We start from the raw sequence: 24,637 nt of genomic DNA, 5'->3' as shown, positions 1-24,637 counted from the left end.
GCGCCTTCCTACAACCAGTCACGCCTGGCCGCCTGGAACGCGAGGCCGGTGCGTGTATCCACACCGGCCAGGGACATCATCCGGTCGAGGCGGCGCTGAACAGTACGGCGGCTGATGCCCAGCTGCGACGCGATCGACTTGTCCGGCACTCCTGCAACCACCAGGGAGAGCAAGAACCGCTCGGAGTCGTCCAGGCCCTCCGGATCCGGCGCCGCATCGGACTGAAGCCGCACCGGAGTCGCCTGCTCCCAGTGAGTCTCGAAAAGTGCGAGCAGAGCGTCGAGTAGCTGGCCCCGGCCGATCACTGCGGCTGTTGGCTCTCCTATCCCCAACTCGTCATCCCTGACCAGGGGACAGATGGCAGTAGCTCGGTCGACGATCGCCAGGCGGACCGGGAGGTACGCGAGCGTCCGAGCCTCCTCACCCCAGCTGACCCCCTCAGCGATGGTGTCGAGCTCGCCGGGCGTCTCCAGCAACGCCCGCTCATAGATAGCCCGATACCGTACGCCGCGGCTGAGTGCGCCGTACTCCTCTGTGTTCTCCGCACCCGGCATCGCGAGCGGGTTGGCCCGGCAGAACCACAGGATCTCCTCCCGGGCCGAGTTCTGCAGGTCGCGCAGGCGGTCCCGCAGCGCGGTGGCGCCGACGATCACCTCGACCAGGTGGTGCGCGTCCCGGCGGCTCGCACTCGCGCGGAACTCCTCGCTGAGCGAAGCGACGGTCTTGCGTGCCGATTCGAGCGACTCCTGCCGCCGGAGCAGCGTCGTACCGAGGGCGACGTCAGGCGGCAGCGGCCGGAACACTGGCTCCTCGCCCGGCTGGACAGCGACCAGGCCCTTCGCCTGCAGCCGCTGCAGCACCTCGTCCGCCTCCTGCTGCGACAGCTTCGCGACCTCCGCCAGTTCCGCCGACCTGGCGACGGACAGTCCGACCAACAGTCGGTAGGCCTGCTCCTCGCGGGCATCCAGCATCGACCCGTCGTGCATCGTGCGTCACCTCCCCGTGCTCGGAGCACAACCTAAGCAGGCGATCCGGCGCGGTGGCGAGCATTTTCGTCCATCGATCGGCTCGGGCTCCGGCACAGCTGCGTCAGCCGGGCGGGCTGGCACTCGTGGCACCGGAGTGCCATCACGAAACCCGTAGGTCCCCGTCACTACCGGTGAACGACGCAACCGCGACCTCCCGCCCGAGCCGCCATCGAGAGAGAACACCATGAACTGGACCGACTATGCCGGTGTCGCCGGGCTGGTTGCCGCCGCCGCGCTCGCCGCCTGGCTGCTGCTGGGCGCCGGCAACACCACCCCGCACCGGGGCGACCCCCGCCACGCCGCCCAACCCGCTCTGACCACCCGCACCGGCCGCCACCGAGCCCCCGCTGCCCGGCTACTGACCCGCCTCCGCCCCCGCTGACCGCCCACCAAAAGCTCGACCGCCGGCAGTCAGGGCCGGCGGTCGAGCTATTTCAAGGGCTTCCATCCGCGGTCGAGCCACCCGGGCGCGCCGAGGGCGTTGGCTGCCGGGTTCTTCGGCCGCTGGCGGCAAAATTCGGCGCTACCGGACGAAGAAGCCGGTAGCGGTAGCCGGGATCACTCAGGTGGTCGTGCGGTTGGCGGAGCGGGGGTCTGTTACCCGGCGGGTGCGGTAGATGTCGCCTTTGAGGGCGGCGGCGCGCCACGGGCGGGCGAGGTTGAGGGGGACGTGAAGGTCGGGGGCGTCTCGGTCGAGGTCGGCGATCGCGAGGTCGGTGTCCGAGAGAAGGGCGTCATACGTGCCGGTCGGGGCGATCAGTCCGGACGGCATCAGGTGGTTGGTCTGGGCCGGCAGCGACATCGCCACCCAGTAGGAGTTGATCGCGGCGTAGGCCCGGGCCTTGACCTCGAAGACCGAGTCGATCGGGTACGCCGAGAGGAGCAGGCACTCGACGCCGAGGCGTTCGTACTCCGAGAAGAGGTGCGGGAAGTTGATCTCGACGCAGATCATCAGGCCGAACCGGTAGCCGTCGACGTCGAACACCACCGGCTCGGTGCCCGGGCTGTAGAACCGGGTGATCTCCGTCTGCGAGCAGAACCGTTTGTCGTAGCGGTCGACGAGCTCACCCTGGTCCGAAATCACGTAGAGGCTGTTGTGCGGGCGGTTCGGGGGTGTCAACGGATGCGCGGAGCCCAGCACGACCCACAGACGAAGCTCCGCGGCGAGCGCCATGATCTGCTCGAGCTCGTCGCGAACCGCGGGCCAGTCGACGTCGGCCCAGTCCTGGATCTGCTCCTTCGCGTATCCCGACAGCAGGCCTTCCGGGAACTGCACCAATCGGGCCTTCCCGGCGGCCGCCTTCCGCATCAGCTTGCGGACCGTGGACCCGTTCGTCCGCGCGTCGGCGGTCACCTCAGGCTGAGCAATGGCAATGCGAATCCCCGTCATCGCCCAACGGTCTCAGGACCCGCCGACAGAATCCGCGAGCGCCACGAACCGATCCAGGATCTCCGGCCAGTCGCTGAACTTCTTCCGATCCGCCGCATTGCCGTCGTTCCACCCGCCGTGCTCGAAGCCGATGTGGCAGCCGTCCGCACCGGGGGTGAACGCCACAGTGATCTCGCTCGGCCACTCCGGCGTCTGCGCGAGCGTGGAGGTGTAGACCAGCCGGCTGGGCGGCGAGGACTCCACCACCTGGCCGATGACGAATTCGCCGAGTCCCCTGTGCGTGAGCACCACCGACTCCGGCCCGATCGTCAGCTTCTCGAACGAGCCGGGGTCAGGCGTGTACTTCGGATGCCACCACTGCCCGGCGACGTACACCTCGAAAGCCTGCTCCGCCCCACACCGCAGGTCGTACTCGTGCACGATCGCCTCGAAGCCCATGGCGTCATCCTCGGGCCGCCGGCTCCGAACCGCAACGGCCGGCTGCCGCCCGAGATGCACCGTACGCCGGTCCGCCCTACTCGCCGACCTTCTTGGAGCGGAGGGTGATCTTGGTGTCGAGGGACGTGGTGGTGCCTCCCGCGGGGATCTGCGACACGACCACCCAGTTGCGGTCGTTGACCAGCAAGCGTCCCTTGCCTGAGGCATCTTCCTCGGTCAGGTAGTAGAACCCCGCCGCCTGCATCGTGTCCTGCGCCAGCTGATGGTTCACGCCGACCACGTTCGGGACCACGCCCACTCTGGGCGCCGGAGTCGCCTGCGGCGGGCGGACCGTAGTACCGGCTGTGACTGACGGCGGCGGAAGCGATGGCAGGGTGCCGGGGCCAACGGAGGCGTTCAACGAAGGCAGAACGTCGGTCACCGTCACAGTCGGTTGCGCGACCGGCCCAGCACCGCCGCAACCTGCGGCCAGCAACACCACACCGCAGAGCGCCAGCCTCATCTAGCTGACCTTACTCAGCACCAGACAAGCTGCAACTGAGCCTTGACGACACGCCTCGCCATCCCGGTGCGGCCGGCGACGGGCGGGTGGAGGATCGGTGGCATGACTGCTCAGCAGGTTTTGCGCAGGTGGGCTTGGCTCGGCACGTTCGTGATCGGCAGCGGGCTCTACCTACTGGTGCTCGCCGTGGTGACTGACACGAGGAACCCGAATCTCGTCCCGACGATGATCCTTCTTGGTGCCCTCGTCGTCCCGCTGACCTTCGTCCTGTTCGCCGACGGCCGCTCCGGCCGGTGGCTGATCGACGGGCCGACCCTCGGCGTCTCGCTGCTGTTCGGCGGCGTTGTCGGCGTAGTGGTGGCCGGCCTGGTCGAGTACGACGCGATGCGCAAGCTCGGCGCGCTCCCCATGCTCGGCGTCGGGTTGATCGAGGAGGCCGCCAAGCTGGTGGTCCCGGTCGTCCTGGTGCTGTTCTTCGGCCACCGGTACCGCTCGATCGCCGGCGGCATCGTCATCGGGGTCGCCGTCGGGACGGGATTCGCGGTGCTCGAAACCATGGGCTACGCGTTCGTCGCCCTGATCCAATCGGGTGGCAACATCGGAGCCGCCGAGCAGACGCTGTTCATCCGCGGCCTGCTCTCCCCTGCGGGTCACGCCGCCTGGACCGGAATCGCCTGCTGGGGTCTCTGGCGATTCGCTGTCGCCCCGAGCGGCAGGCGATTCCTCGGCTTTCTCGGCATGTACGCGCTGGCCGTCGCGCTGCACACCGCCTGGGACGGCATCGGCGGCTGGGTCACCTACGCCATCGTCGGCGTCATCTCGATCGGTCTTCTGGTCATCGGCCTCAGGCGGGCTCAGCGCCTCGACAGCAGCGTCCCGGCCTGACGCTTCCGCGCCGGCCCAGCTGGGCGAGCGCTTACCTGTGCGCTGCACTGGTCCGCTGAATTCTTTACCAGTGAGCCGACTGGTCTATTGCGTGATGTGCAACGACTGGTGCGAGTCGTGCTCTGAAAACGGAAGGTTTCAGGCAGGTTACCCCAAGAACACGCTCTCACGACTTAGTAACGGAACCTACTGAACTATTGACGGGTCTGCGGAAACTGGGCAATTCTATGCGCCACTGAACGACAGGTTCATACCAGTCAGCCGGAGCCTGATCCGGCTACTCCGCCCGAGGTGATCCGATGAAGTTCCGTTCCCTTGCCGTCGCCGCAGTCGCGGCTCTCTCCCTCACCGCGCTCGCCGCGTGTGGTTCCGACGGCGGCGACACGAACGCCGCCGCAGGTCCGAAGACCATCGACGTGTGGCTGATGAAGGGCAGCGTCTCCGACGACTTCCTCAAGCGCTTCACCGACGACTTCGCCACCAAGCACCCCGACATCAAGGCCAACGTCCAGATCCAGGAGTGGAACGGGATCGGCCCGAAGATCATCGGCGCGCTGGCCAGCAAGGATGCGCCGGATGTGATCGAGGTCGGCAACACCCAGGTCGCGCAGTACTCGGCCAGCGGTGGCGTCAAGGACCTGACCGACAAGAAGTCCGACCTCAAGGGCGACGACTGGATCGAGGGTCTGGCCGGACCGGGCAACTACGAGGGCAAGCAGTACGGCATCCCGTACTACGCCGCTAACCGGGTCGTCGTCTACCGCAAGGACCTGTTCCAGGCGGCCGGCATCACCACCCCGCCGAAGACCCGCGAGGAGTGGCTGGCCGACACCGCCAAGGTGAACACCGGTGGCAACCAGGGCATCTACCTGCCCGGGCAGAACTTCTACGTGCTGTCCGGCTTCATCTGGGACGAGGGCGGCGACCTCGCGGTCAAGGACGGCGACACCTGGAAGGGCGCGCTGGAGACCCCCGAGGCATTGAAGGGGATGGACTTCTACCAGCAGCTCCAGGCACTCGGCAAGGGCCCGAAGGACTCCGACGAGGCGAAGCCGACCCAGACCGACGTGTTCGCGCAGGGCAAGGTCGCGCAGATGATCGCGGTCCCGGGGGCGGCCGAGTTGATCGCGCAGGCGAACCCGGCGCTGAAGGACAAGCTGGCCTTCTTCCCGATCCCGGGCAAGACCGCCGACAAGCCGGGTGCTGTCTTCACCGGCGGGTCCGACCTGATCATCCCGGAGGCCTCGGCGAACCAGGACGCGGCGTACACGTTCATCAAGGACCTGGCCGGCGAGCAGTGGCAGACCGATCTGGCCAAGACGATGAAGTACGTGCCGAACCGGACCAGCCTGGCGTCCTCCGTCGGCTCGGACGAGGGTACGGCGGCGATGGCGGCCGGTGCCGCGAACGGCAAGGCGACGCCGAACTCGCCGAACTGGGCCGCGGTCGAGGCGAAGAACCCGATCAAGGAGTACCAGACCAAGGTGCTGACCGGCGGTGACCCGGCCGCCGCGGCGAAGGCTGCCGACGAGATCATCACCCAGGCCCTGAACTCGAAGTAGAACCATGGCTGTGGCTGAAGCAGAAACCACCACAGCTGTTGCCCCCGCCCCCGGGACCGGTACGCCGGTCCCGGCCCGGCGGGGGCGACCCCTGTGGGTGCGAGTCCTTCCCTACCTGCTGGTCGCGCCGACCGTCCTCGGTACGGCATACCTGCTGGCCTATCCGCTGGTCCGGAACCTGCTGATCTCGTTCCAGAAGTTCGGCATCGGCCAGCTGATCCGCGGCGGCGCCGAGTTCGTCGGGTTCGACAACTACCGCAAGATCCTCACCGACCAGATGTTCTGGGACGTAGTCCGCCGGACCTTCGTCTACACCGCCATCAACGTCGGCCTGATCTTGGTGCTGGCCACCCTGGTCGCAGTACTGATCGGGGCCCTCGGCAAGTGGATGCGGTTCGCCGTGATGAGTGGCCTGGTGCTCGCCTGGGCGATCCCGGTGATCGCGGCGACGACCGTGTTCCAGTGGCTCTTCCAGTCCCAGCTCGGCGTGGTGAACTGGGTGCTCGTGGCGCTCGGCTTCAAGCAGTACGACGGGTACGCCTGGTTCGCGCACGGCACCTCAACCTTCGCGATCATCGTCGTGCTGATCGTCTGGCAGTCCGTGCCGTTCGCGGCGCTGACGCTGTACGCCGCGATGACCACCGTGCCGAAGGAGTTGCACGAGTCCGCCCAGATCGACGGCGCGGGTGGCTTCAAGACGTTCTGGCTGATCACCTTCCCGATCCTGCGGCCGATGTTCGGGCTGATCCTGTGCCTGGAGATCATCTGGATCTTCAAGTGCTTCGTGCAGATCTGGGCGATCAGCCAGGGCGGCCCGGGCAACGCGACCCTGACGCTGCCGGTCTACGCGTACCAGATCGCGCAGTCGCTGAACCGCTACGACCTGGGCGCGGCGATCTCGATGGTCACGGTGTTGCTGCTGACCGTGGTGCTGCTGGCCTACTTCCGGCAGATGTTCAAGGAAGAAGGTGAGCTGTGAGGACCCGCCTCAGCCGCAGGATCACGCTGAACATCCTGGCCCTCGGCGTCTTCGCGTTCTCCGTCTTCCCGGTCTACTGGATGGTGCTGACGGCCTTCAAGCCGACGAAGGACATCCAGGCGGAGACCCCGTCGTTCCTCCCGACCAACATCACCTTCAGCCATTTCAGTACCGCGGTGCACGCGGACGGGTTCTGGCTCTTCTGGCGGAACTCCGCGTTCGTCGCGATCAGCGGCGTCCTGCTGGCTCTCGTGGTCGCGTGCCTGGCCGCGTTCGCGGTCGGGCGGATGCGCTGGAAGGGACGGCAGGCGTTCATCCTGATGGTGTTCGTCGCCCAGATGACGCCATGGGAAGCGTTGCTGATCCCGATGTACGTGATCGCCCGCGACACGAACATGCTGGACAAGTTGCCGATGCTGACACTGATCTACTTCATGATGACGCTGCCGTTCACCATCGTGACCTTGCGCGGCTTCCTGAACGCGATCCCGATCGAGCTCGAGGAGGCCGCGCAGGTCGACGGCTGCAACCAGTTCCAGGCGTTCCGGCGGATCGTGTTCCCGCTGCTCGCGCCCGGGCTGCTGTCCACCTCGCTGTTCGGTTTCATCACCGCGTGGAACGAGTTCGCCTTCGCGAACCTGCTGATCATCAAGGAGCAGAACCAGCGCACCCTGCCGGTCTGGCTGTCCTCGTTCAGCAACACCTTCGGCACGGACTGGGGCGCGACGATGGCCGCGGCGACCCTGTTCATGCTGCCGGTGCTGCTGATCTTCCTTGTTCTGCAGGGCCGGGTGACCACGGGTGTGGCCGCGGGCGCAGTGAAGGGCTAGTCCGACACGATCAGCTGCTGAATCAGTAACCCGTCAGTACTGTGAGACGGCCTCCGGAACCCATGGACAATCCGTTCCGAACTGAGTACGGTCCGTAGCGGCGTCCGCATCGCGCCAGACCCTGGAGTGGGACATTTCGTCCCTTCCCACCGGTCGGTGAGGTGCTGCCCGCCAGTAGCGCCTCGCTGGTGAAAGGGCGAGCAGGTCACGGCAGCAGTCGCGGCCTGATGGGGGCCCGGACACCTAGGTGGGGCGGCCCGCGCAGCACGCGCCCGCCGCCCCACCGACTCAACTGCCCAGACCACACCTGACAGCTGGGCTTCGCCTGATCGTCGGACAACTTTTGCCGGCATTCACGTTCGATGGACGCCACGGGCGGGCAGACTGGCCTGCGACGCATTGGTTCCCAACCGCCCCTGGGAGAATCGCCGTGCCACTTCTTCGTGCTTCGCGACCCACCCTGATCGTCGGCCTGATCCTCGCGCTGCTCGCCTTCGGAGTAACGCCGTCGACCGCCGCGACCACCGCCACCATTCCTGTCAGTACCGCGCTAGCACGCCAGGACGGGTCAGTCGCCACCGTCGAGGGCTACGTCGTCGGGCAGCCGACCGCCACCAACACGGTGGTCCGGAGCAATTTCCCGAGCGACACCGCGCTGGCACTGGCCGACTCGAGCAGCCAGACGAGCACGTCGGCCATGCTCTACGTCCAGATCCCCGCCACCTTCCGAGCGCAGTACGGGCTGCAGACCAACCCCGGACTGCTCGGCACGAAGATCACCGTGACGGGGACGCTCACGGCGTACTTCTCGCATCCAGGACTCAAGGATCCGACCGCGTTCAGCGGTGGCGGCTCGGGTGGTCCCGGCACGCCCCCTGACCCGGGCGACTACTACGCGAACGCCGCGGGCAAGACCGGCGCGGCGCTGAAGTCGGCTCTGCACACGATCATCTCGAGCCAGACCAAGCTGACCTACGACCAGGTCTGGAACGCGCTGAAGGACACCGACCAGGACCCGGCCAACGCGAACAACGTGATCCTGCTGTACTCCGGCCGCTCGCAGAGCAAGACGACCAACGGCGGCGGGGTCAACGACTGGAACCGCGAACACGTCTGGGCGAAATCACACGGCGACTTCGGTACTGCGACCGGCCCCGGCACGGACGTGCACCACCTCCGGCCGGAGGACGTCTCGGTGAACGCCTCGCGTGGCAACCTCGACTTCGACAACGGCGGCACCGCGGTGACCGAGTGCCCCGGCTGCACGGCCGACGGCGACTCGTTCGCGCCGCGGGCGGCGGTTCGCGGCGATGTCGCACGGATGATCTTCTACATGGCCGTGCGGTACGAGGGTGGCGACGGGTTCGCCGATCTGGAGCCGAACAACTCGGTCAACAACGGCAGCGCGCCGTACATCGGCAAGCTCTCCGTGCTCAAGGCCTGGAGCGCGGCCGACCCGCCGGACGCCTTCGAGAAACGCCGCAACCAGGTCATCTACGACACCTGGCAGCACAACCGCAACCCGTTCATCGACCACCCGGAGTGGGTCGCCTCGATCTGGCCCTGATCGTGGACACTGCTTCGAAGCGAGCGGCCGGGCGAATAAGTTGAGCGCATGAATCTGCCTCGCTTCCACCTCGCCATGCCGGTTGACGACCTCGCCGCCGCCGCGGAGTTCTACGGCTCCGTGGTCGGCTGCGAGCGCGGCCGCCGCTCCGACAGCTGGATCGACTGGAACCTGAGCGGCCACCAGTTCGTGACCCACCTCGCGCCGGCCCGCCCGCAAGCGATCCACAACCCGGTCGACGGCCACGACGTGCCCGTCCCGCACTTCGGTCTGATCCTCACCATCCCCGACTTCCACGCCCTCGCCGACCGCTTCCGCGCGGCCGGCACGACCTTCGTCATCGACCCCTACCTCCGCTTCGAGGGCCAACCAGGCGAGCAATGGACCATGTTCCTTCACGACCCCGCCGGCAATGCCCTCGAATTCAAAGCCTTCGCCGACGACTCCCAGGTCTTCGCCACCTGACCTCCGACCAGAGCTGCCCCGGACGTCATCGAGCTCGACGAGAAGTTGTCGCAGCGGGCCGCCGACCTGGCTGTGGGTGGCTCGCTCCGCGGCTATGACGCCGTGCGCTGCGCTGCGGTCGAGCAGGTCTGTAGACACCGGCCTCTTCGGCGCGGAGTACAGCTTCCGTTGAATACATCGGCTGATGTACTGTCTCCGGTTGTGGACACGATCAGTCGGGGTGAGGTGTTGGCGCGGTTCGGGAATGCGTTGTCTGATCCGACTCGGACGCAGGTGATGCTCGTGCTGCACGAGGGGCCGAGCTATCCGGCCGACCTGGCTGAGCGGATCGGCGTCAGCAGGCAGTCCTTGTCGAACCACCTGGCCTGCTTGCGCGGGTGCGGGCTGGTCGTCGGGGAACCCGAAGGGCGTCGTACCCGCTATGAGCTCGCCGATCCGAGCCTCGGTACGGCCCTCGACGAACTGCTCAGGGTGGTGCTCGCCGTCGACCCCGCCTGCTGCCGCCCGGACGCCGAGGGCGACTGCAGATGAACGAGCCGTCCCTCGCCGCCAACCAACCGCCAGTCCTACCTCTGGTCTCTTCGGACCGGACTGCCGGAGCCAGACGACAACAGCTTGGTCGGCGGGCGCAGTGGTTGGCGGGGGCGAGTGTTGGTTACAACCTGGTCGAGGCCGGCGTCGCGATCTCGGCGGGGTCGGTGGCGGGCTCGGTCGCGTTGGTGGGGTTCGGGCTTGATTCGGTTGTCGAGGTGGCTAGCGGGCTGATCATTCTGTGGCAGTTCCGGCACCCGCTACCCGAGACCCGCGAGCGTCGTGCTCTGCGGTTGATCGCGCTGTCCTTCTTCGGGCTCGCCGCGTATGTGACGGTGGAGTCCGTGCGCGCTCTGCTGACCCAGAGCTCGGCCCACGCCTCGGGGATCGGGATCGGCCTGGCGATCGCCTCGCTGGTGGTGATGCCCCTGTTGTCGTTCGCGCAAAGGCGTACCGGCAAGGCTCTTGGATCCAACGCAGTGGTTGCCGATGGCACCCAGACGCTGTTGTGCACCTATCTGTCCGCGGTGCTGCTGGTCGGGCTGGTCTTGAACGCGACCCTCGGCTGGTTCTGGGCCGATCCCGTCGCCGGACTGGTGATCGCAGCCGTCGCAGTCCGCGAAGGCGTTCAGTCCTGGCGCGGTGAGGGCTGCTGCGCGCCCGCTCAGTCCGGCGCTGACAAGTCCCCGACCTGCGACGACGGCTGCTGCGCGGACTAGCAGCAAGCTCAGCTGGGTTGAATGCCTCCAGCTGCAGCGCAATCGCGTGATCCCGGCTCTCGTTGGCGCCGCTGTCGGGCAGCATGGCGTACTGCGTTTAGGCGTGTCGGTTAGCCTGACTTAGGTTTACCTAACAACTCCGCTGATGTTTGAGAGGAACCGTGGTCGCGTGAGCAACCCCGCACCCCGTAGCCGCCGGGCGAAGCTGGCGGTCGTGCGCCGGACGGAGCGGATCACCCCGCACATGATCCGGGTGGTCTTCGGTTCCGACGACTTCGCGGACAACGGCACCAGCGACCACTACGTTAAGCTCCTGTTCCCCCAGGCCGGCGTGACGTACCCGGACCCGCTGGATCTGGGCGTCGTCCGGGAGCAGTTCCCTTCGGAGCAGTGGCCGACCATGCGGACGTACACCGTACGCAGTTGGGACGAGGCGACCCACGAACTGACGATCGACTTCGTGCACCACGGTGACGAAGGGGTCGCGGGTCCCTGGGCGGCTGACGCGCAGCCGGGCGACAAGCTGTGGTTCAACGGCCCTGGCGGTGCATATGCGCCGGACCAGGCGGCGGACTGGCATCTGCTCGTGGGTGACGAGAGCGCACTGCCGGCGATTGCTGCCGCGATCGAGGTGCTCCCGGCGGGCGCGCACGCGAAGGTGTTCGTCGAGGTCGAGGACGAAACGGAGGAGCAGAAGCTCAGCGGTACCGGCGACGTCGAGGTGACCTGGCTGCACCGGGCCGGGACCACTGCCGCCCGCGGTGACGGCCTGGTCGCGGCCGTCGAGGGGCTCGAGTTCCCGCCCGGCGCTGTGCATGCCTTCGTCCACGGCGAGGCCGGCTTCGTGGCCCGCCTCCGCAAGCACCTGTTCACCGACCGGGCCCTCCCGCGTGCCCAGGTCTCGCTGTCCGGCTACTGGCGCCTCGGCAAGAACGAAGACGGCTGGCAGGCCGAGAAGGCTGAGACCGCCCGCAAGGAACGCGAAGCCTCCGCGTAGAACAACCTCAACCATCCGCGCAGTTGCGGCGTCGTACGGACCATGACTGCTGATCCAGCGCTCTTCGATCGGTTCGCCGAGGATTACGACCGCTTTGTCAGCCTGCAGCCCGGCCAGAACAGCTCCTGGATCACCAGCCTTCGTCTCACCGGCGAACGAGCCGTCGACGTCGGCTGCGGCTCGGGCCTGGCGGCCGCGCGCTTGGCGGACGACTTCGACCACGTCCTGGGCGTCGACCTCAGCGAACCGATGATCGCGATCGCCCGCGCCAAACGCCCCCGTCCGAACGTCGAGTACCGCGTCGCCGACCTCTTCGAGCTGGACGACGACGGGTTCGACCTCGTCTACAGCCACACGATGCTGCACCACCTCCCGAACTACCGGGCTGGCCTCGACCAGCTGAAGTCCCTGGTCCGCCCAGGCGGCACGGTCGCCTTGGTCGACAACGTCTGCGACCTCTACCCGACGCCTCCCCGCGAGGTCTACACCTGGCCCGCCGTCTGGGGTTTCCCCGCCGAGGTGCGCCGGATCGGCCTGCGCGACGCCTGGTTCGAGCTCCGCTTCTGGCACAGCAAGCCCTGGCTCGAACACCTGCTCAGCGACGTCTACCTGTCCCGCCGGCAGTTCCGCGAGGTCTACGACAGCGTCTTCCCGGGCGCGGAGTACGAAGACCTCGGCTTCGCTCTCGCGATGCGCTGGACCGACGAACGCGCCGGCTGACAAACCGCGCGGCTGACGGCCCGCGCGCGGCTGACAGTCAGGACTTGGCGGCGGAGATGCGGCGGTTGAGAAACTCGGTGATGGCCGGGCCCTGGTCGAGCGGCAGCACCCAGTCCTCGCCTTGGGCCTGCAGGATCATCGCCGGTCCGGCCGACGAGATCGGAGGCGCCGGCAGCGCGATCGGGAACTTCAGCCGCTCGGATCCGGTCAAAGAAGCCGGATAGACCCCGGTGATCGCCGTGAGCGGATAGGTCCGCCGGCCCGCGCCCGGGATCCCACGCGCCCGGACCGTCCGTCCGCGCACCGTGACCGAGGTGGTCCCGATGGTCAGTGTGGTCAACAGCATGCCGCGAAGATTGAAGACCGGCTCGTACGGCGTGGTCGCCAGGTCCGGGAGCACCGGTGCCAGGATCGCGCGCTGGGCGGACAGCCCGAGGAACGCGCCCAGGAACGCTCCGAACACGGTGCCGATCGCGAGAGCGACCGTGAGTGCGGGGACGTCGAGCACGAAGGAGTAGATGGCCGTGTAGAGCACGGAGATCCCGCCGAACAACGCACCGACGGCGGTCCACCGACCCGTCTGATAGCGATGCCGACCGCGCAGGAACCACCCGAGCACCAGCAACGCGAGCGGGAACGCCACAGCCGGCCAGGCGAACGGCGTCCTGGCGCTGCCGATCCACACAGTCACCGCCAGAAGCGCCACCGGGATCCCGAGATAGACGAGCGCCACCGCAACCTGCGCCCGGCGATGCCGGCGGGCTACTTCGCCCACGGGATCGGGCGCTTCCACTGAACTCACGGGGAAAACCCAAGCACACAATCGCCTGACGTCCTACTGTCGGGATTCGTCAGCCATGTCGAGGAGCCCCGTGTCGCCCGAGTTCGCCGTACCGGCCGCGTTGATCGAGACCCACAGCAAGGACGCGAGTGCGCTGCCGTGGCTGAACTCCTTGCCCGAGCTTGCCGCGGGCTACCTCGACAGGTGGACGCTCACGCTTGCCGGTGAGTCCCTGTACGGCGCTGCGTCGCTCGTGCTGCCGGTGGTTCGCGAGGACGGGACAGGCGCGATGCTGAAGCTGCAGCCGCTCAACGACGAGAACGTCGGGGAGGCCGTCGGTCTGCGCACGTGGAACGGTGACGGCGTGGTCCGGGTCCTCGAAGACGACCCCTCGACCGCCACGCTGCTGCTCGAACGCCTCCACCCGCAGTCGCTGTCGTCGCTACCCGACCACGTTGAGGCCACGCGGATTCTGGCGGAACTCCTCGCCCGGCTGACCGCAGTACAGGCTCCGCCCGAGTTGCGGCGACTGGCTGATGTCGCCGGCGCGATGGTCGAAGAGGCTCCTCGGATGATCCCGCTGCTGGGCGATCCCGCCGAGCGGTCCCTCGTACGCCGGTGCGTGGCGCGGGTGGTCGAGTTGCTTCCCGAGTCGGGCGATCGCCTGCTGCACTGGGACCTCCACTACGACAACGTGCTCGCCGCTGACCGCGAACCCTGGCTGGTGATCGACCCGAAACCGCTGGCGGGTGATCCGTGCTTCGAGCTGTTCGCGGCGATGAACAACCGGTGGGAGGACCTGGTCGCGACCGGGGATCTACCGCAGGCGATCCGGCGGCGGTTCGAGCTGATGGTCGGGGTGCTCGGGCTCGATCGCGAACGGGCCGTCGGCTGGACGCTCGGGCGGATCCTGCAGAACGTGCTGTGGGACCTCGAGGACGGTGAGCACCGGATCGAGCCTGTCCAGGTCGCGATCGCGGAGGCCCTGATGGACCCGACCACCTGATTACATGATTACCCTGCAATCTTGAGGAGGTTGGGGATGACGACACCGACGGTGTACGAGTGGGCGGGCGGGGCGGAGGCGTTCCGGCGGCTCACCGAGGTGTTCTACGACAAGGTGCTGGAGGATCCGCTGCTGGCGCCGGTGTTCGCGCACATGAGCGACCAGCACCGGGAGCACGTCGCGACCTGGCTTGGCGAGGTGTTCGGCGGACCGAAGCGGTACACCGAAGAGCTGGGCGGATATCCGGCGATGCTGTCGCACCATCTTGGCTTGGCCCTGACGGAGGAGCAGCGGGCCCGGTGGGCGGTGTTGATCGCGGCCAGTGCTGATCCTGCCGGGTTGCCGAACGATCCGGAGTTCCGGTCGGCCTTCGTCGCCTACGTGGAGTGGGGCACCCGGATCGCCCTCGCGAATTCCCAGCCGGGCTCGACCCCGCCGGCGAAGGCGCCGGTGCCGCGCTGGGGCTGGGGCGAGGCGCCGCCGTACCAACCCTGAGCCGGTACGGCGTGGCGCCCCCCGCGGCTGCGGGTTGGTGGTGCGCCGGCCTGGTCTGGCTGTGGTGCGCGGCTTGTGGGTGGTGTTGGTGGCGTGGTCTGCTGGGGTTGGTGGTGGTGTTGGGGGTGTTTGGGGCGGGTAAAGCTTGAAGTGTCAGAGACCGTGGGGGAACTGTGGATCCTGGGTTTCGATATTGTCGCGGTTCATGACTAACCCGGTGGACGGGGATGCGAGGGTGAACCACTGTGACCGCTCAGCTCGAGTACCCCGATTCACAGGAGTCTGAGGCGCTGCTGTCGATTCAGGGGCTGTGGAAGGTTTTCGGTCCCAAGCCGGCTCGCGTTCCACACCGGGCGGATCTTGCGAGGCTCGGGCGCGCGGAGTTACTGGCCAAGACCGGCTGTACTGCGGCGGTCCGCGACCTGAGCTTCGACGTGGCGCCCGGCGAGGTGTTCGTCGTGATGGGGCTCTCAGGATCAGGGAAGTCCACACTCGTCCGCTGCCTGACCAGGCTGATCGAGCCGACAGCCGGCAGCATCGTGTTCGAGGGCGAGGATCTCCGCGCGGCCGACGAGAAGCGGCTGCGGACGCTGCGGCGCAGCAAGTTCTCGATGGTGTTCCAGCACTTCGGCCTGTTGCCGCACCGCAAGGTGATCGACAACGTCTCCTACGGTCTGGAGGTGCGTGGCGAGAGCAAGCCGGACCGCCGCCGCCGTGCCCAGGAGGTCATCGACCTGGTCGGCCTGACCGGCAACGAGCAGTTCTACCCCGAACAACTGTCCGGTGGCATGCAGCAACGTGTCGGCCTGGCAAGGGCGCTGGCCAACGACCCCGACGTGCTGCTGTTCGATGAACCGTTCTCCGCGCTCGACCCGCTGATCCGCCGGGAGATGCAGACCGAAGTGGTCCGGCTGCACCGCGAGGTCGGCAAGACGATGGTGTTCATCACCCACGACCTGTCCGAGGCGCTCAAACTGGGCGACCGGATCCTGCTCATGCGCGACGGCGCCGCGGTCCAGCTCGGCACGGGCGACGAGCTCGTCGGAGCTCCGGCCGACGACTACGTCCGGGACTTCGTCAGCGACTTCCCCCGGGCCGACGTGCTCACCCTGCGCTGGATCGTCCGGGAGCCGCGCCCCGGGGAACAGCTGGACGGCCCTGAGCTCGGCCCGGACGTGCTCGTCCGCGAGGCGACCAGGCTGGTGCTCGAGTCGGACCGCCCGGTGAAGGTCGTGGCTGACGGGCAACTGCTCGGCGTGATCGGCGACGAGGAGATCCTCGCCGTCGTCGCGGACGCCTGATGGCCTCCATCACCGGCTCGGTGGAGATCCGCGTCCGCCGGCCGCGGCGGGTCGTGGTCATCGGCGTGCTGCTGGTCGCCTGGGTGGCCGCGTGGTTCGTGCTGCGCGGGATCGACACGCTCACGATCGGGGGTCAGGAGACCACCGGGCTGCACCGGTGGCTGACCGACCACCGGGACTTCCTCGGCAGCGGAAACGCCGTTCTGGACGGGATCCGGATCACTGTCGACCACCTCGTCATGGTCCTGCAGAACGTGCTCGCCCAGCCGTCGTACGGGCGTCCTGTGCCCGTGATCGGGTGGCTCGGTGTGGTCGCGGTCTCGGCGTACCTGGCGTGGGCCTTCGGGAACTGGAAGGTGGCGCTGCTGGCCGCGGCAGGGCTGTCGTTCGTCGGCCTGCAGGGGCTGTGGCAGGAGAGCATGGACACGCTCTCGCTCACTCTCGCGGCCGTGCTGCTGTCGCTGCTCGTCGGCATCCCGCTCGGCATCTGGGCAGGTCTGTCGAACCGCGCGTTCAAGGTCGCGACGCTCGTGCTCGACCTGATGCAGACGCTGCCGACGTTCGTGTACCTTGCGCCGCTGACGCTGTTCTTCGCGATCGGCCCGGCCGCCGCGACCATCGCCACCCTCATCTACGCTGCGCCCCCCGTCGTGCGTCTCACCGCGCACGCGATCCGCTCGGTGCCGTCCGAAAGCGTCGAGGCCGCGCGATCGCTGGGATCCACGCGCGGGCAGACGTTGGTGAAGGTCCTGCTGCCGATGTCCCGCAGTACGGTCGTGGTCGGGATCAACCAGACCATCATGGCCGCACTGTCGATGGTGACCGTGGCTGCTCTGATCGATGCGCCCGGCCTGGGCCAGACCGTGCTGAAGGCGCTGCAGACGCTTGACGTCGGCGCGGCCTTCAACGCCGGCCTGGCGATCGTCGTGCTCGCGATCGTGCTCGACCGCGTGACCACCGCGGCCGGCGACAGACCCTGGCGTACTGCGAGTGTGCGGCGCAAGGTGCTCCTCGGCGCAGGCGCTGCGGCCGCACTCGTCGCGGTCTGGTTTTCCCGGACCTATGTCTGGGCGGCCGAGTTCCCCACCGACATCAACCTCGGCCCGCGGATCGCCGCGGCGGCGGACGACGTGACCAACTGGGTGCAGAACGTCTTCGGCGGCTTCACGTATGGCGTACGCGACGCCGTGACCAACGGGATTCTCAACCCGCTGGAGGCACTCCTCACCGAGTCCCCCTGGTGGCTCGTGGCTGCGGTGATCGTGGCGTTGGCCGCCTTGCTCGGGAGCTGGCGTGCTGCCGTGCCCGCAGCGGTTTGCCTCGTCCTCCTGGTCGCGACCGGAGTGTGGCACGACAGCATGGTGACGCTCGCGGCGACCTTGCTCGCGACGGTCGTGGTGGTCGCCGTCGGGCTGGTGCTGGGCGTGTGGACCGGGCGGAACCACCGGGTGGACAGCTGGGTGAGGCCGGTGCTCGACGCGGGCCAGACGATGCCGCCGTTCGTTTACCTGGTGCCGTTCCTCGCCTTGTTCGGCACCAGCCGGTTCACCGCGATCGCGGCCGCGGTGGTGTTCGCCGTACCGGTGACCACCAAGATCGTTGCCGATGGCATCAGAGCGGTCCCGGTCGCGACGGTGGAGGCGGCGAACTCGGTCGGATCCAGCACCTGGCAGGTGATCAGCAAGGTGCAGCTCCCGGTCGCGCGCCGGGCGATCACGCTGGCCGTGAACCAGGGCCTGATCTACGTGCTGTCGATGGTGGTCGTCGGTGGCCTGGTCGGCGCTGGTGCACTTGGGTACGACGTGGCCGCCGGGTTCGCGCAGAGCGAGCTGTATGGCAAGGGACTGGCCGCAGGGCTCGCCATCGTGCTGGTCGGTGTCATGCTCGACCGGATCACGCAGGCCGCGGCCCGGCGTACACGGAAGTTCAGAGGAACAGTCAGAGGAGACAACCTGTGGTGACCAAGAAGCTCCGCTCAGCTGGGGTGCTGACCGCCCTGGCGCTGGCCCTGACCGCCTGTGGCGGGGCGAAGGTGGGCGAGGCAGACAAACCGGCCGCCGGCGGTAAGGACTGCGGCACCTTCAACCTGGCCGTCAGCCCCTGGGTCGGGTACGAGGCGAACGCGGCCGTGGTCGCCTATGTGGCGACCAAGGATCTCGGCTGCACGGTGGTGAAGAAGAACCTCAAGGAGGAGATCGCCTGGCAGGGCTTCGGCACCGGGGAGATCGACGCGAACCTGGAGAACTGGGGCCACGAGGACCTGAAGAAGAAGTACATCACCGAGCAGAAGGTCGCCGTGGAGGCCGGATCCACCGGGGTCAAGGGTGTGATCGGCTGGTACGTGGCGCCCTGGATGGTCGAGAAGTACCCGGACCTGAAGGACTGGCGCAACCTCGACAAGTACGCGGCGATGTTCAAGACCTCCGAGTCCGGCGGGAAGGGGCAGTTGCTCGACGGCGACCCGTCGTACGTGACGAACGACGAGGCGCTGGTGAAGAACCTCGGACTCGACTACAAGGTCGTCCAGAGTGGCAGCGAGACCTCGCTGATCCAGGCCTTCCGCCAGTCCGAGGCGCAGAAGAAGCCCTTGCTGGCCTACTTCTACGAGCCGCAGTGGTTGTTCGACGAACTGAAGATGGTGAAGATCGACCTGCCGCCGTACAAGGCCGGCTGCGACACCGATCCGCAGAAGGTCGCCTGTGACTACCCGCCGTACGACCTGGACAAGATCGTGTCGAAGAAGTTCGCGGACTCCGGCAGCCCGGCGTACGAGCTGGTGAAGAAGTTCAACTGGACCAACGCCGACCAGAACCAGGTCGCGAAGTACATCGCCGAGGACAAGCTGACCCCTGACGCCGCCGCCGCGAAGTGGGTCAAGGACAACCAGCCGAAGGTCGACGCCTGGCTCGGGAAGTAGGCCCCGGAGCCGTCCCCGCGCGGAGGCGAGGGGACGGCCTGGATTTCGGGTTGAGCCTGGTCGAGGCCGTCGGCAACTATCACGGCGCGCTTTAGCAACGCCGACGACACGCCGGAATTCGGACAAAACCGGGTAGCGTCGGTTTCATGATCATCGTGACAGCTGCACTGAAGGGCGGGGTCGGGAAGACAACCACGTCGGTGTACTTGGCCGCGCTGGCATCTTCCAACCGTCGCACGGCCACCCTGGTCGACGCGGATCCACAAGGCAGCGCTGCCGACTGGGTCGACAATTCCGACGACGAGCACCTGGCCAGGATCGAGATCGCCGAGGCGCCGACCGAGCGCCTCCTGACCAAAGCGCTGGACAAGGTGCCGCCGGAAGGTATCGGCGTGGTGGACATGCCGCCGTCGCACGAGCGGCTCCTGAACAAGGCCCTCGAGCGCGCCCGGATCGTCCTCATCCCGACCCGGATCGGCGGGGTCGAGACACCCAGGGTGAAGGCGGTGCTGGACCTGGTCCCCAAGGGGACGCCGGTCGGTCTGGTGATCTGTTCGGCCCGGACCTATACCCGCAGCTACGCCGAAGCCATGCAGCAGTACGCCGAGGAGGGCATCCCGGTCTGGGGCACGATCCCGGAACGGGTGTCGATCACGGCCGGCCCGATGGGCCCACTTGCCGAGGACGGCCTGGAGGCCTACCGCAAGGTCTGGCGCAAGATCCTGGCAGCCGCCCGCAGCTGACCTGGCTCGTTCGAGCGTCCTTCCAGCCTCATAGGTGGAAGGACGCTGAGCCCTGCCCGGTCACTGCCCGCTCATTGCATGGTCAGCGTTTGAAGGGAGATTCGCCGCGGACGTAGGAGCGGATCACCGTGGCGGCCGCGCCGCGAGCCCAGTCGTCGAACGTGTGCGAGCGCAGCATCAACCGGCAGTCGCCCGCGGCACCGAACGCATGCTCCGCGAACGTCTGCCGCATCCGCTGGTCGTACAGGTCATAGTCCGCCACACCCTCGCCGGCGATCACCACGAGCTCCGGTCCGACCAGGTTCACCATCGCGGCCAGCGCGGAGCCGATCACCTCACCGGCCCGGTCGAAGGCCTCTCTCGCGTGCGCGTCACCGCGGTGAGCGAGTTGGATCGCCCCCGAGAGATCCAGCTCGGGTTGTCCGGTCGTCTCCCTGATCCGCGCGAGGATCGCATCCGACGAGGCGACGGTCTCAACGCAACCACGACGCCCACAGGTGCAGACGAGGTTGCCCGGCGCCAACGGCAGATGTCCCAGTTCGCCTGAGACGCCATGCGCCCCCTGCACCACCTCACCGTTGACGTAGAGCCCGCAGCCGACCCCGGATCCGATCGTCACGACCGCGAACGAGTCGGCATCCACGCCCACGCCGAACCAGTGCTCGGCCACGGTCAGCGCACGGACGTCGTTCGAGACCACCACCGGTACGTCCAACTTCTCGCCCAGCAGTTCGGCCACCGGCACGTTCCGCCAGCCCATGAACGGCGAATCCCGCACGTAGCCGTGTCCGGCGTCCACGTCGCCGGAGACCGCGACGCCGATCCCGACCAACGGCCCGGCCGGATCGGTCTTGTCCTCCAGCGTTCCGATCAGCTCCGAGGCCAGGTCAGCGAGTCGCTCGAGGACGGTTCCGACCGACGTGTCCGGCAGTTGCCGGTGCCGGACCGCCCGGATCCCCGCCTTGAAGTCGGTCGTGACCCCGATCAGATCGGTCGGTGTCACCTTCAGCCCGATCACGGAGACGCTGTCGGCGACCACTGTGAGCGGACTGACAGGCCGCCCGATGCCGAGCTCGGATCTTCCCGGAACCGTCTCCTCGGTCACCGCGGGGTGGTCCGTGACGAACCCGGCGTCGATCAGCGGCGCGACCGCCTTGGTCACCGCGGCCTGCGACAACCCGGTACGCCGCGCGATCTGCACCCGCGGTATCGGCCCCTGGGTGAGGATCTTGGTCAGCACCTCGACCCCCGCCGGCGTACCCAACGGCAGCGGACGGTTCGGCTTCGGCATGAGAGCAAACTACCGCCTGGAAGCTTCACTCGCCGGATAACTAGGGCACGCGTCCGGGGTGAGCGGCCGGTGACGCAGGATCAGCCCGTCGCGCAGCCGTTCAAGCCGGGTCTCAACTGGGTGATATGTCGACATTTGCCAGGGTCGGCGAGGCCAGCGCCCAGCGGATCGTTCGAGTCAGCCCCTCGCCGGCCGCCCGCACCATCGTGTTCTCCGCGAGTGGCAGATACGGCAACCGCAGCGGCCACCGGGTCCACCGCGGCAGCAGCCCGACCGCAGCCGCCGTCAACACCCCGTACGCCGGACGCACGGCCCACGGCACCGGTGGATGGACCAGGATGAAGCGTGCCGCTTGCCTTGCCTCGGTGGTTCCCCGCAGTTCGGGCCGGTACTCCTCCAAGGTCTGCTGGAGTTCCGCCTCGGTCGTTGGCGGGTCAACGACACCAAGTCGGCGAGCCACGCGAGCCATGTCCTCGACGTACGCGTCCCGCTCGGCGGCGTCCAGCGGCGCAGCGCCATACCGCTGGTGTGCGGCCAGGAAGCTGTCCACCTCGGCCACGTGAACCCACTTGAGCAAGTGCGGATCCGACGCGTGATAGGGCCGCCCGTCCGGGCTGGTCCCCCGAACCCGCTCGTGGATTGCACGCAGCCGCTCGACCGCCGCCTCAGCGTCCTGAGCAGCCCCGTACGTCGTGATCGCCAGGAAGTAGCTGGTCCGCTGCAGCCGGCCCCACGGGTCGCCGCGATACCCGGAGTGAGCCGAGACCGCTGCCATCGCCAGCGGGTGCAGCGACTGGAGCAGCAGAGCGCGTAGTCCGCCCGCGAACATCGAGGCGTCTCCGTGCACCCGCCGGATCGGCCGGTCCGGCTCGAACCACCTAAGGCCAGGGGTGTTGTGAACCCGCGCCCGCTCGGACCCCGGATCCGGTCCCGCGACCTTCGTCAGGATCATCCGGGCCAGCCCGTCCCTCAGCGGCTCGAGCATGCCCTGGGTCAGCGGTGGAATGGTGGCGGCCATGAAACCAGTCTGCCCACCACTCCAAGCCCCCCGTCAACGGACGTCCGAGGACACCGGACCCGGGTAGAGGCGTGAACCGCTACTCTCTGCCGGCCCATTCGTCGGCGAGGAGGGAATAGAGGAGGGAGTCGCGCCAGCCGCCGTTGGTGAAGACGTGGTGGCGGATGCGGCCTTCGTAGGTGAAGCCGAGACGCTTCACGACCGCGATCGAGGCGAGGTTCTCCGGGCCGATCGCGGCACTGACGCGGTGCAGGTCCAGCGTTTCGAAGGCGAACCGGAGCATTGTTCGACAGGCGTCGGTGGCGTAACCGTGTCCCCAGTGGTCCGCGGCGATCGCATAGCCGAGGTGAGCGGCCTGGACGCCGGTTGGCCCGAGCCGGACGAAGCCGACCATCCGGTCGTCGTCAGGGCGGGTGACGGCGAGCAGATAGTCCGGACGATCTTCGTGCTGGGCGCGCTCGACGAGGTTGCCGAGCGCCTTCTGGGCGGCGGCCCGGTCGCGGCTGTCGAAGGACAGCCAGTTGGTCACCCGGTCATCACCGACGATGGCGAGGTAGGCCTCCAGGTCGTCGAGCCGGAACTCGCGCAGGCTGGTGCCGTCGCCGATGAGTGGATCCATTCGTGGAGGTTATTCGACCTGAGGTCTAGCGGGGAAACGACTGCATCGGGGTCCGGGTGAAGGTCTCGATCTCTTCCTGCAGTTCGCGGGCATCGTCGGCCCGGCCGGACTGCCGCAGGGCCTGGTGCACCCGGCGGGCCGAGTGGACGACACCGTTGATCCGGCGCTCGGCCGGGAGACCCAGCACCGGCGCGATCGCGTCGGCCGCCCCGTCGAGCTCACCGTTCGCGATCCGGGTGATGGCCATGGCGGCGTGGCTGCCGGCGGCGTCGCCGAAGGCCCACTCGGGGTGCGACTGGTCGGTGTAGGCGTCCACTGCCTGACGGGAGTACCGCTCGGCGGTGTCCACCTCACCCGGCAACCACGCGAGCGCGTCGGCCGCGTAGTACAGCTGCCGGTTGCGACCGAAGGTGCACAGGCCGCCCATCTCGTCGAGATCGTCGTCCTGGACCGAGGTCCACGCGTTCTCGGCCCGCTCGAGCGCGGCCCGGGTGGCGTCCGCATTGCCCAGCGCGGCCCAGGCGCGGGCCTCGCTGACGGGAAGCCAGACGCTGGTGGTGCTGTTGGCCTGCTCGGCGTAGCCGGCGCCCAGCTGGGCATAGCGCACCGAGTCGTGCGGGTTGCCGGCCCAGTAGGACACCAGTGACTGCAGGCCGCGGACCCAGGCGCGCAGCCCGTGGTGGTCGGCGTTGTCGGCGCAGAGGAAGGCCGTCCTGGCCTGGGTCAGGGCGGCGTGCGGGTTGCCGAGGTCGTGGGACGCCTTGGCGAGCAGACCACCGGTCACGCCGCCGAGGAAGTAGAGCTGCCGCAGGTGTTCCGGGCGCTGCCGGCTCTCCAGCAGTGCGAAGACAAGGTCCTGGGTCTCGACGAGCTGTCCGAGGATCTCCGGTAGCGGGCGCTGCGGGTAGGCCTTCGCAACGTGTCTCACATCGTCGTACACCTGTTCCATAGCCTCGCTACCGAGACCGGTCTGGGCCGCGAGGGCGAATGCCCGCGCACGGCTGGCAGCCATGTCGAGAACCTCCATCTCATTACCTGTCGTGATCCGTCCACTCGAGGCAGACGCCGGCACCATCTGCCCGGCTTGCTCGGGGACGTACGGGGCGAGAAGCTCCTCGACCGGCTTGCCGAACATGCGTTGCAGGGTGCGCCGGGTCTGTGGAGTGGTGCCTGCACGCTCGCCCGATGCGAGGCGCCGCAGGTGCCGCTCGGTGATGGTTCCACCCAGCTCGACGAACTCGGCGACGATCTCGGAGTAGGTCTGGTTCCGGCGCTGGATCAGGTGCGCAAGAACCGTTCTTGGCGTATACCTCCCCGCCATCGTTCCTCCCGTTCACGTCAGGTCAGACGTTGTCTCGACTGAATGCCTCACGACAAGGTGCAGACCTCCTTTGTCCGCCAGAGGTCCTGAAGAGGTCCGGGAAAGGTCCGGTCCAGGTCCTAGAGCGGTCACGCTCGGTCTGTGCACCATTACTGCCATGACAACCAGTAAGTCCAACTGGTTGCAAGGCCTGAGAGTTACGGGGTGAGCAAGTAGTGACAATCGCGGAGATGACGTCGAGACAGCACCGGCGCAGAGTTCGGGTCTGGTTCGGCGAGCACGTGATCGCGCAGTACGTCGCGGAGGCGCCGCTGGCCGCGCGTTACGAGCAGGCGATGCGGAGGCGGTTCGCCGGTCTCCGGGTCACGAACGACATCCTCGGGCCGCAGGACATCACGGACAACTGAGCCCGTCGGGTCCTCCTCAGACCCGGCTGTTGCTCCTGGGGTCTCCTCACGTCCAGGAGTAGCGAAATGAAGGTCCGGGGCACTCCTCAGCCCCGGACGAAACCCGAGGTGCGGTCCGGAGCACT

The 24,637-nt window shown here is 67.8% G+C and carries 27 protein-coding genes; 18 read left to right on the top strand and 9 right to left on the bottom strand.

Annotated features, from left to right (window positions below; genetic code table 11):
- Nucleotides 1-8 precede the first annotated feature (8 nt).
- Complete coding sequence (locus tag ABD210_RS01445; RefSeq protein WP_344107718.1) at nt 9-986, bottom strand: helix-turn-helix domain-containing protein; 978 nt, start codon at nt 984-986, stop codon at nt 9-11.
- Nucleotides 987-1,212: 226 nt separating this feature from the next.
- On the opposite strand from ABD210_RS01445, the gene ABD210_RS01440 reads away from it, so the two are divergent.
- Nucleotides 1,213-1,410 (top strand): hypothetical protein, encoded by a 198-nt coding sequence (locus tag ABD210_RS01440; RefSeq protein ID WP_344107716.1) that lies wholly within the window; start codon nt 1,213-1,215, stop codon nt 1,408-1,410.
- 180 nt (nt 1,411-1,590) lie between these two features.
- Here the strand turns inward: ABD210_RS01440 and ABD210_RS01435 are convergent, their stop codons facing one another.
- From ABD210_RS01435 to ABD210_RS01425, 3 genes are all read right to left on the bottom strand, one after another.
- Nucleotides 1,591-2,418, bottom strand: coding sequence for a carbon-nitrogen hydrolase family protein (locus ABD210_RS01435; protein WP_344107714.1), 828 nt, complete (start codon nt 2,416-2,418; stop codon nt 1,591-1,593).
- A gap of 12 nt (nt 2,419-2,430) precedes the next feature.
- Nucleotides 2,431-2,856: an SRPBCC domain-containing protein gene (locus tag ABD210_RS01430; RefSeq protein WP_344107712.1), complete on the bottom strand. Its 426-nt coding sequence runs from the start codon at nt 2,854-2,856 to the stop codon at nt 2,431-2,433.
- A 76-nt stretch (nt 2,857-2,932) separates the two neighbouring features.
- Complete coding sequence (locus ABD210_RS01425; RefSeq protein ID WP_344107710.1) at nt 2,933-3,358, bottom strand: PASTA domain-containing protein; 426 nt, start codon at nt 3,356-3,358, stop codon at nt 2,933-2,935.
- Between the two features lie 102 nt (nt 3,359-3,460).
- Here ABD210_RS01425 and ABD210_RS01420 point away from each other — a divergent pair, with 102 nt between their 5' ends.
- From ABD210_RS01420 to ABD210_RS01375, 10 genes are all read left to right on the top strand, one after another.
- Entirely contained in the window at nt 3,461-4,243 is a 783-nt protein-coding gene (locus ABD210_RS01420; protein ID WP_344107708.1) for a PrsW family intramembrane metalloprotease, read from the top strand.
- A gap of 299 nt (nt 4,244-4,542) precedes the next feature.
- The gene (locus ABD210_RS01415) at nt 4,543-5,805 is read left to right on the top strand and encodes an extracellular solute-binding protein (protein ID WP_344107706.1); all 1,263 of its coding nucleotides are present in this window, start codon (nt 4,543-4,545) and stop codon (nt 5,803-5,805) included.
- A gap of 4 nt (nt 5,806-5,809) precedes the next feature.
- Nucleotides 5,810-6,784, top strand: coding sequence for a carbohydrate ABC transporter permease (locus tag ABD210_RS01410; protein ID WP_344107704.1), 975 nt, complete (start codon nt 5,810-5,812; stop codon nt 6,782-6,784).
- Entirely contained in the window at nt 6,781-7,614 is an 834-nt protein-coding gene (locus ABD210_RS01405) for a carbohydrate ABC transporter permease (protein ID WP_344107702.1), read from the top strand. Before ABD210_RS01410 ends, ABD210_RS01405 begins: the two co-directional genes overlap by 4 nt.
- A 430-nt stretch (nt 7,615-8,044) precedes the next feature.
- Nucleotides 8,045-9,181 carry an endonuclease gene (locus ABD210_RS01400; protein WP_344107700.1) on the top strand — a complete coding sequence of 379 codons (1,137 nt, stop codon included), beginning with the start codon at nt 8,045-8,047 and terminating at the stop codon, nt 9,179-9,181.
- A 48-nt stretch (nt 9,182-9,229) separates the two neighbouring features.
- Nucleotides 9,230-9,646, top strand: a complete 417-nt coding sequence (locus ABD210_RS01395; RefSeq protein ID WP_344107698.1) for a VOC family protein — start codon at nt 9,230-9,232, stop codon at nt 9,644-9,646.
- A 201-nt stretch (nt 9,647-9,847) separates the two neighbouring features.
- A complete protein-coding gene (locus tag ABD210_RS01390) occupies nt 9,848-10,177 on the top strand; it encodes an ArsR/SmtB family transcription factor (RefSeq protein ID WP_344107696.1) in 330 nt (109 codons plus the stop codon).
- Complete coding sequence (locus tag ABD210_RS01385; protein WP_344107694.1) at nt 10,174-10,896, top strand: cation diffusion facilitator family transporter; 723 nt, start codon at nt 10,174-10,176, stop codon at nt 10,894-10,896. The genes ABD210_RS01390 and ABD210_RS01385 overlap by 4 nt, the downstream gene beginning before the upstream one ends.
- Before the next feature lie 169 nt (nt 10,897-11,065).
- A complete protein-coding gene (locus ABD210_RS01380; RefSeq protein WP_344107692.1) occupies nt 11,066-11,893 on the top strand; it encodes a siderophore-interacting protein in 828 nt (275 codons plus the stop codon).
- A gap of 42 nt (nt 11,894-11,935) precedes the next feature.
- Nucleotides 11,936-12,613 carry a class I SAM-dependent methyltransferase gene (locus ABD210_RS01375; protein WP_344107690.1) on the top strand — a complete coding sequence of 226 codons (678 nt, stop codon included), beginning with the start codon at nt 11,936-11,938 and terminating at the stop codon, nt 12,611-12,613.
- Nucleotides 12,614-12,650: 37 nt separating this feature from the next.
- Here ABD210_RS01375 and ABD210_RS01370 read toward each other — a convergent pair whose 3' ends face one another.
- Nucleotides 12,651-13,415: a hypothetical protein gene (locus tag ABD210_RS01370; RefSeq protein WP_344107688.1), complete on the bottom strand. Its 765-nt coding sequence runs from the start codon at nt 13,413-13,415 to the stop codon at nt 12,651-12,653.
- Between the two features lie 55 nt (nt 13,416-13,470).
- Between ABD210_RS01370 and ABD210_RS01365 the strand changes: the two genes are divergently transcribed.
- From ABD210_RS01365 to ABD210_RS01340, 6 genes are all read left to right on the top strand, one after another.
- Nucleotides 13,471-14,400, top strand: coding sequence for an aminoglycoside phosphotransferase family protein (locus ABD210_RS01365; RefSeq protein ID WP_425552601.1), 930 nt, complete (start codon nt 13,471-13,473; stop codon nt 14,398-14,400).
- 36 nt (nt 14,401-14,436) lie between these two features.
- Nucleotides 14,437-14,895 (top strand): group II truncated hemoglobin, encoded by a 459-nt coding sequence (locus ABD210_RS01360; protein WP_344107682.1) that lies wholly within the window; start codon nt 14,437-14,439, stop codon nt 14,893-14,895.
- Between the two features lie 245 nt (nt 14,896-15,140).
- A complete protein-coding gene (locus ABD210_RS01355; protein WP_344107680.1) occupies nt 15,141-16,196 on the top strand; it encodes a quaternary amine ABC transporter ATP-binding protein in 1,056 nt (351 codons plus the stop codon).
- A complete protein-coding gene (locus tag ABD210_RS01350) occupies nt 16,196-18,157 on the top strand; it encodes an ABC transporter permease subunit (RefSeq protein WP_344107678.1) in 1,962 nt (653 codons plus the stop codon). Before ABD210_RS01355 ends, ABD210_RS01350 begins: the two co-directional genes overlap by 1 nt.
- Nucleotides 18,151-19,113: an ABC transporter substrate-binding protein gene (locus tag ABD210_RS01345; protein ID WP_344107676.1), complete on the top strand. Its 963-nt coding sequence runs from the start codon at nt 18,151-18,153 to the stop codon at nt 19,111-19,113. Before ABD210_RS01350 ends, ABD210_RS01345 begins: the two co-directional genes overlap by 7 nt.
- 146 nt (nt 19,114-19,259) lie before the next feature.
- Nucleotides 19,260-19,856: a ParA family protein gene (locus tag ABD210_RS01340; protein ID WP_344107674.1), complete on the top strand. Its 597-nt coding sequence runs from the start codon at nt 19,260-19,262 to the stop codon at nt 19,854-19,856.
- Between the two features lie 82 nt (nt 19,857-19,938).
- Here ABD210_RS01340 and ABD210_RS01335 read toward each other — a convergent pair whose 3' ends face one another.
- The 4 genes from ABD210_RS01335 to ABD210_RS01320 all read right to left on the bottom strand — a co-directional run bounded on the left by ABD210_RS01335 (nt 19,939) and on the right by ABD210_RS01320 (nt 24,105).
- Nucleotides 19,939-21,147 carry an ROK family transcriptional regulator gene (locus ABD210_RS01335; protein WP_344107672.1) on the bottom strand — a complete coding sequence of 403 codons (1,209 nt, stop codon included), beginning with the start codon at nt 21,145-21,147 and terminating at the stop codon, nt 19,939-19,941.
- 112 nt (nt 21,148-21,259) lie between these two features.
- Nucleotides 21,260-22,165, bottom strand: a complete 906-nt coding sequence (locus tag ABD210_RS01330) for an oxygenase MpaB family protein (protein WP_344107669.1) — start codon at nt 22,163-22,165, stop codon at nt 21,260-21,262.
- A 79-nt stretch (nt 22,166-22,244) separates the two neighbouring features.
- On the bottom strand, nt 22,245-22,784 hold the full coding sequence (locus tag ABD210_RS01325) for a GNAT family N-acetyltransferase (RefSeq protein ID WP_344107666.1): 540 nt from the start codon (nt 22,782-22,784) through the stop codon (nt 22,245-22,247).
- A gap of 25 nt (nt 22,785-22,809) precedes the next feature.
- Nucleotides 22,810-24,105 carry an NsdA family TPR-like regulatory protein gene (locus ABD210_RS01320; RefSeq protein ID WP_344107663.1) on the bottom strand — a complete coding sequence of 432 codons (1,296 nt, stop codon included), beginning with the start codon at nt 24,103-24,105 and terminating at the stop codon, nt 22,810-22,812.
- 230 nt (nt 24,106-24,335) lie between these two features.
- Between ABD210_RS01320 and ABD210_RS01315 the strand changes: the two genes are divergently transcribed.
- Entirely contained in the window at nt 24,336-24,512 is a 177-nt protein-coding gene (locus tag ABD210_RS01315; protein ID WP_344107661.1) for a hypothetical protein, read from the top strand.
- Nucleotides 24,513-24,637 lie beyond the last annotated feature (125 nt).

This window comes from Kribbella alba, from assembly GCF_039529635.1.
GTDB classification, from domain to species: domain Bacteria; phylum Actinomycetota; class Actinomycetes; order Propionibacteriales; family Kribbellaceae; genus Kribbella; species Kribbella alba.
The sequence above is the reverse complement of the archived record's forward strand: the minus strand, read 5'-3'. Positions and strand labels throughout refer to the sequence as shown.

Coding starts and splice junctions, on each gene's coding strand:
- ABD210_RS01445 (WP_344107718.1), bottom strand. CDS start 986: ATGCACGACGGGTCGATGCTGGATGCCCGCGAGGAGCAGGCCTACCGA.
- ABD210_RS01440 (WP_344107716.1), top strand. CDS start 1,213: ATGAACTGGACCGACTATGCCGGTGTCGCCGGGCTGGTTGCCGCCGCC.
- ABD210_RS01435 (WP_344107714.1), bottom strand. CDS start 2,418: ATGACGGGGATTCGCATTGCCATTGCTCAGCCTGAGGTGACCGCCGAC.
- ABD210_RS01430 (WP_344107712.1), bottom strand. CDS start 2,856: ATGGGCTTCGAGGCGATCGTGCACGAGTACGACCTGCGGTGTGGGGCG.
- ABD210_RS01425 (WP_344107710.1), bottom strand. CDS start 3,358: ATGAGGCTGGCGCTCTGCGGTGTGGTGTTGCTGGCCGCAGGTTGCGGC.
- ABD210_RS01420 (WP_344107708.1), top strand. CDS start 3,461: ATGACTGCTCAGCAGGTTTTGCGCAGGTGGGCTTGGCTCGGCACGTTC.
- ABD210_RS01415 (WP_344107706.1), top strand. CDS start 4,543: ATGAAGTTCCGTTCCCTTGCCGTCGCCGCAGTCGCGGCTCTCTCCCTC.
- ABD210_RS01410 (WP_344107704.1), top strand. CDS start 5,810: ATGGCTGTGGCTGAAGCAGAAACCACCACAGCTGTTGCCCCCGCCCCC.
- ABD210_RS01395 (WP_344107698.1), top strand. CDS start 9,230: ATGAATCTGCCTCGCTTCCACCTCGCCATGCCGGTTGACGACCTCGCC.
- ABD210_RS01385 (WP_344107694.1), top strand. CDS start 10,174: ATGAACGAGCCGTCCCTCGCCGCCAACCAACCGCCAGTCCTACCTCTG.
- ABD210_RS01375 (WP_344107690.1), top strand. CDS start 11,936: ATGACTGCTGATCCAGCGCTCTTCGATCGGTTCGCCGAGGATTACGAC.
- ABD210_RS01365 (WP_425552601.1), top strand. CDS start 13,471: ATGTCGAGGAGCCCCGTGTCGCCCGAGTTCGCCGTACCGGCCGCGTTG.
- ABD210_RS01360 (WP_344107682.1), top strand. CDS start 14,437: ATGACGACACCGACGGTGTACGAGTGGGCGGGCGGGGCGGAGGCGTTC.
- ABD210_RS01350 (WP_344107678.1), top strand. CDS start 16,196: ATGGCCTCCATCACCGGCTCGGTGGAGATCCGCGTCCGCCGGCCGCGG.
- ABD210_RS01340 (WP_344107674.1), top strand. CDS start 19,260: ATGATCATCGTGACAGCTGCACTGAAGGGCGGGGTCGGGAAGACAACC.
- ABD210_RS01335 (WP_344107672.1), bottom strand. CDS start 21,147: ATGCCGAAGCCGAACCGTCCGCTGCCGTTGGGTACGCCGGCGGGGGTC.
- ABD210_RS01330 (WP_344107669.1), bottom strand. CDS start 22,165: ATGGCCGCCACCATTCCACCGCTGACCCAGGGCATGCTCGAGCCGCTG.
- ABD210_RS01325 (WP_344107666.1), bottom strand. CDS start 22,784: ATGGATCCACTCATCGGCGACGGCACCAGCCTGCGCGAGTTCCGGCTC.
- ABD210_RS01320 (WP_344107663.1), bottom strand. CDS start 24,105: ATGGCGGGGAGGTATACGCCAAGAACGGTTCTTGCGCACCTGATCCAG.
- ABD210_RS01315 (WP_344107661.1), top strand. CDS start 24,336: ATGACGTCGAGACAGCACCGGCGCAGAGTTCGGGTCTGGTTCGGCGAG.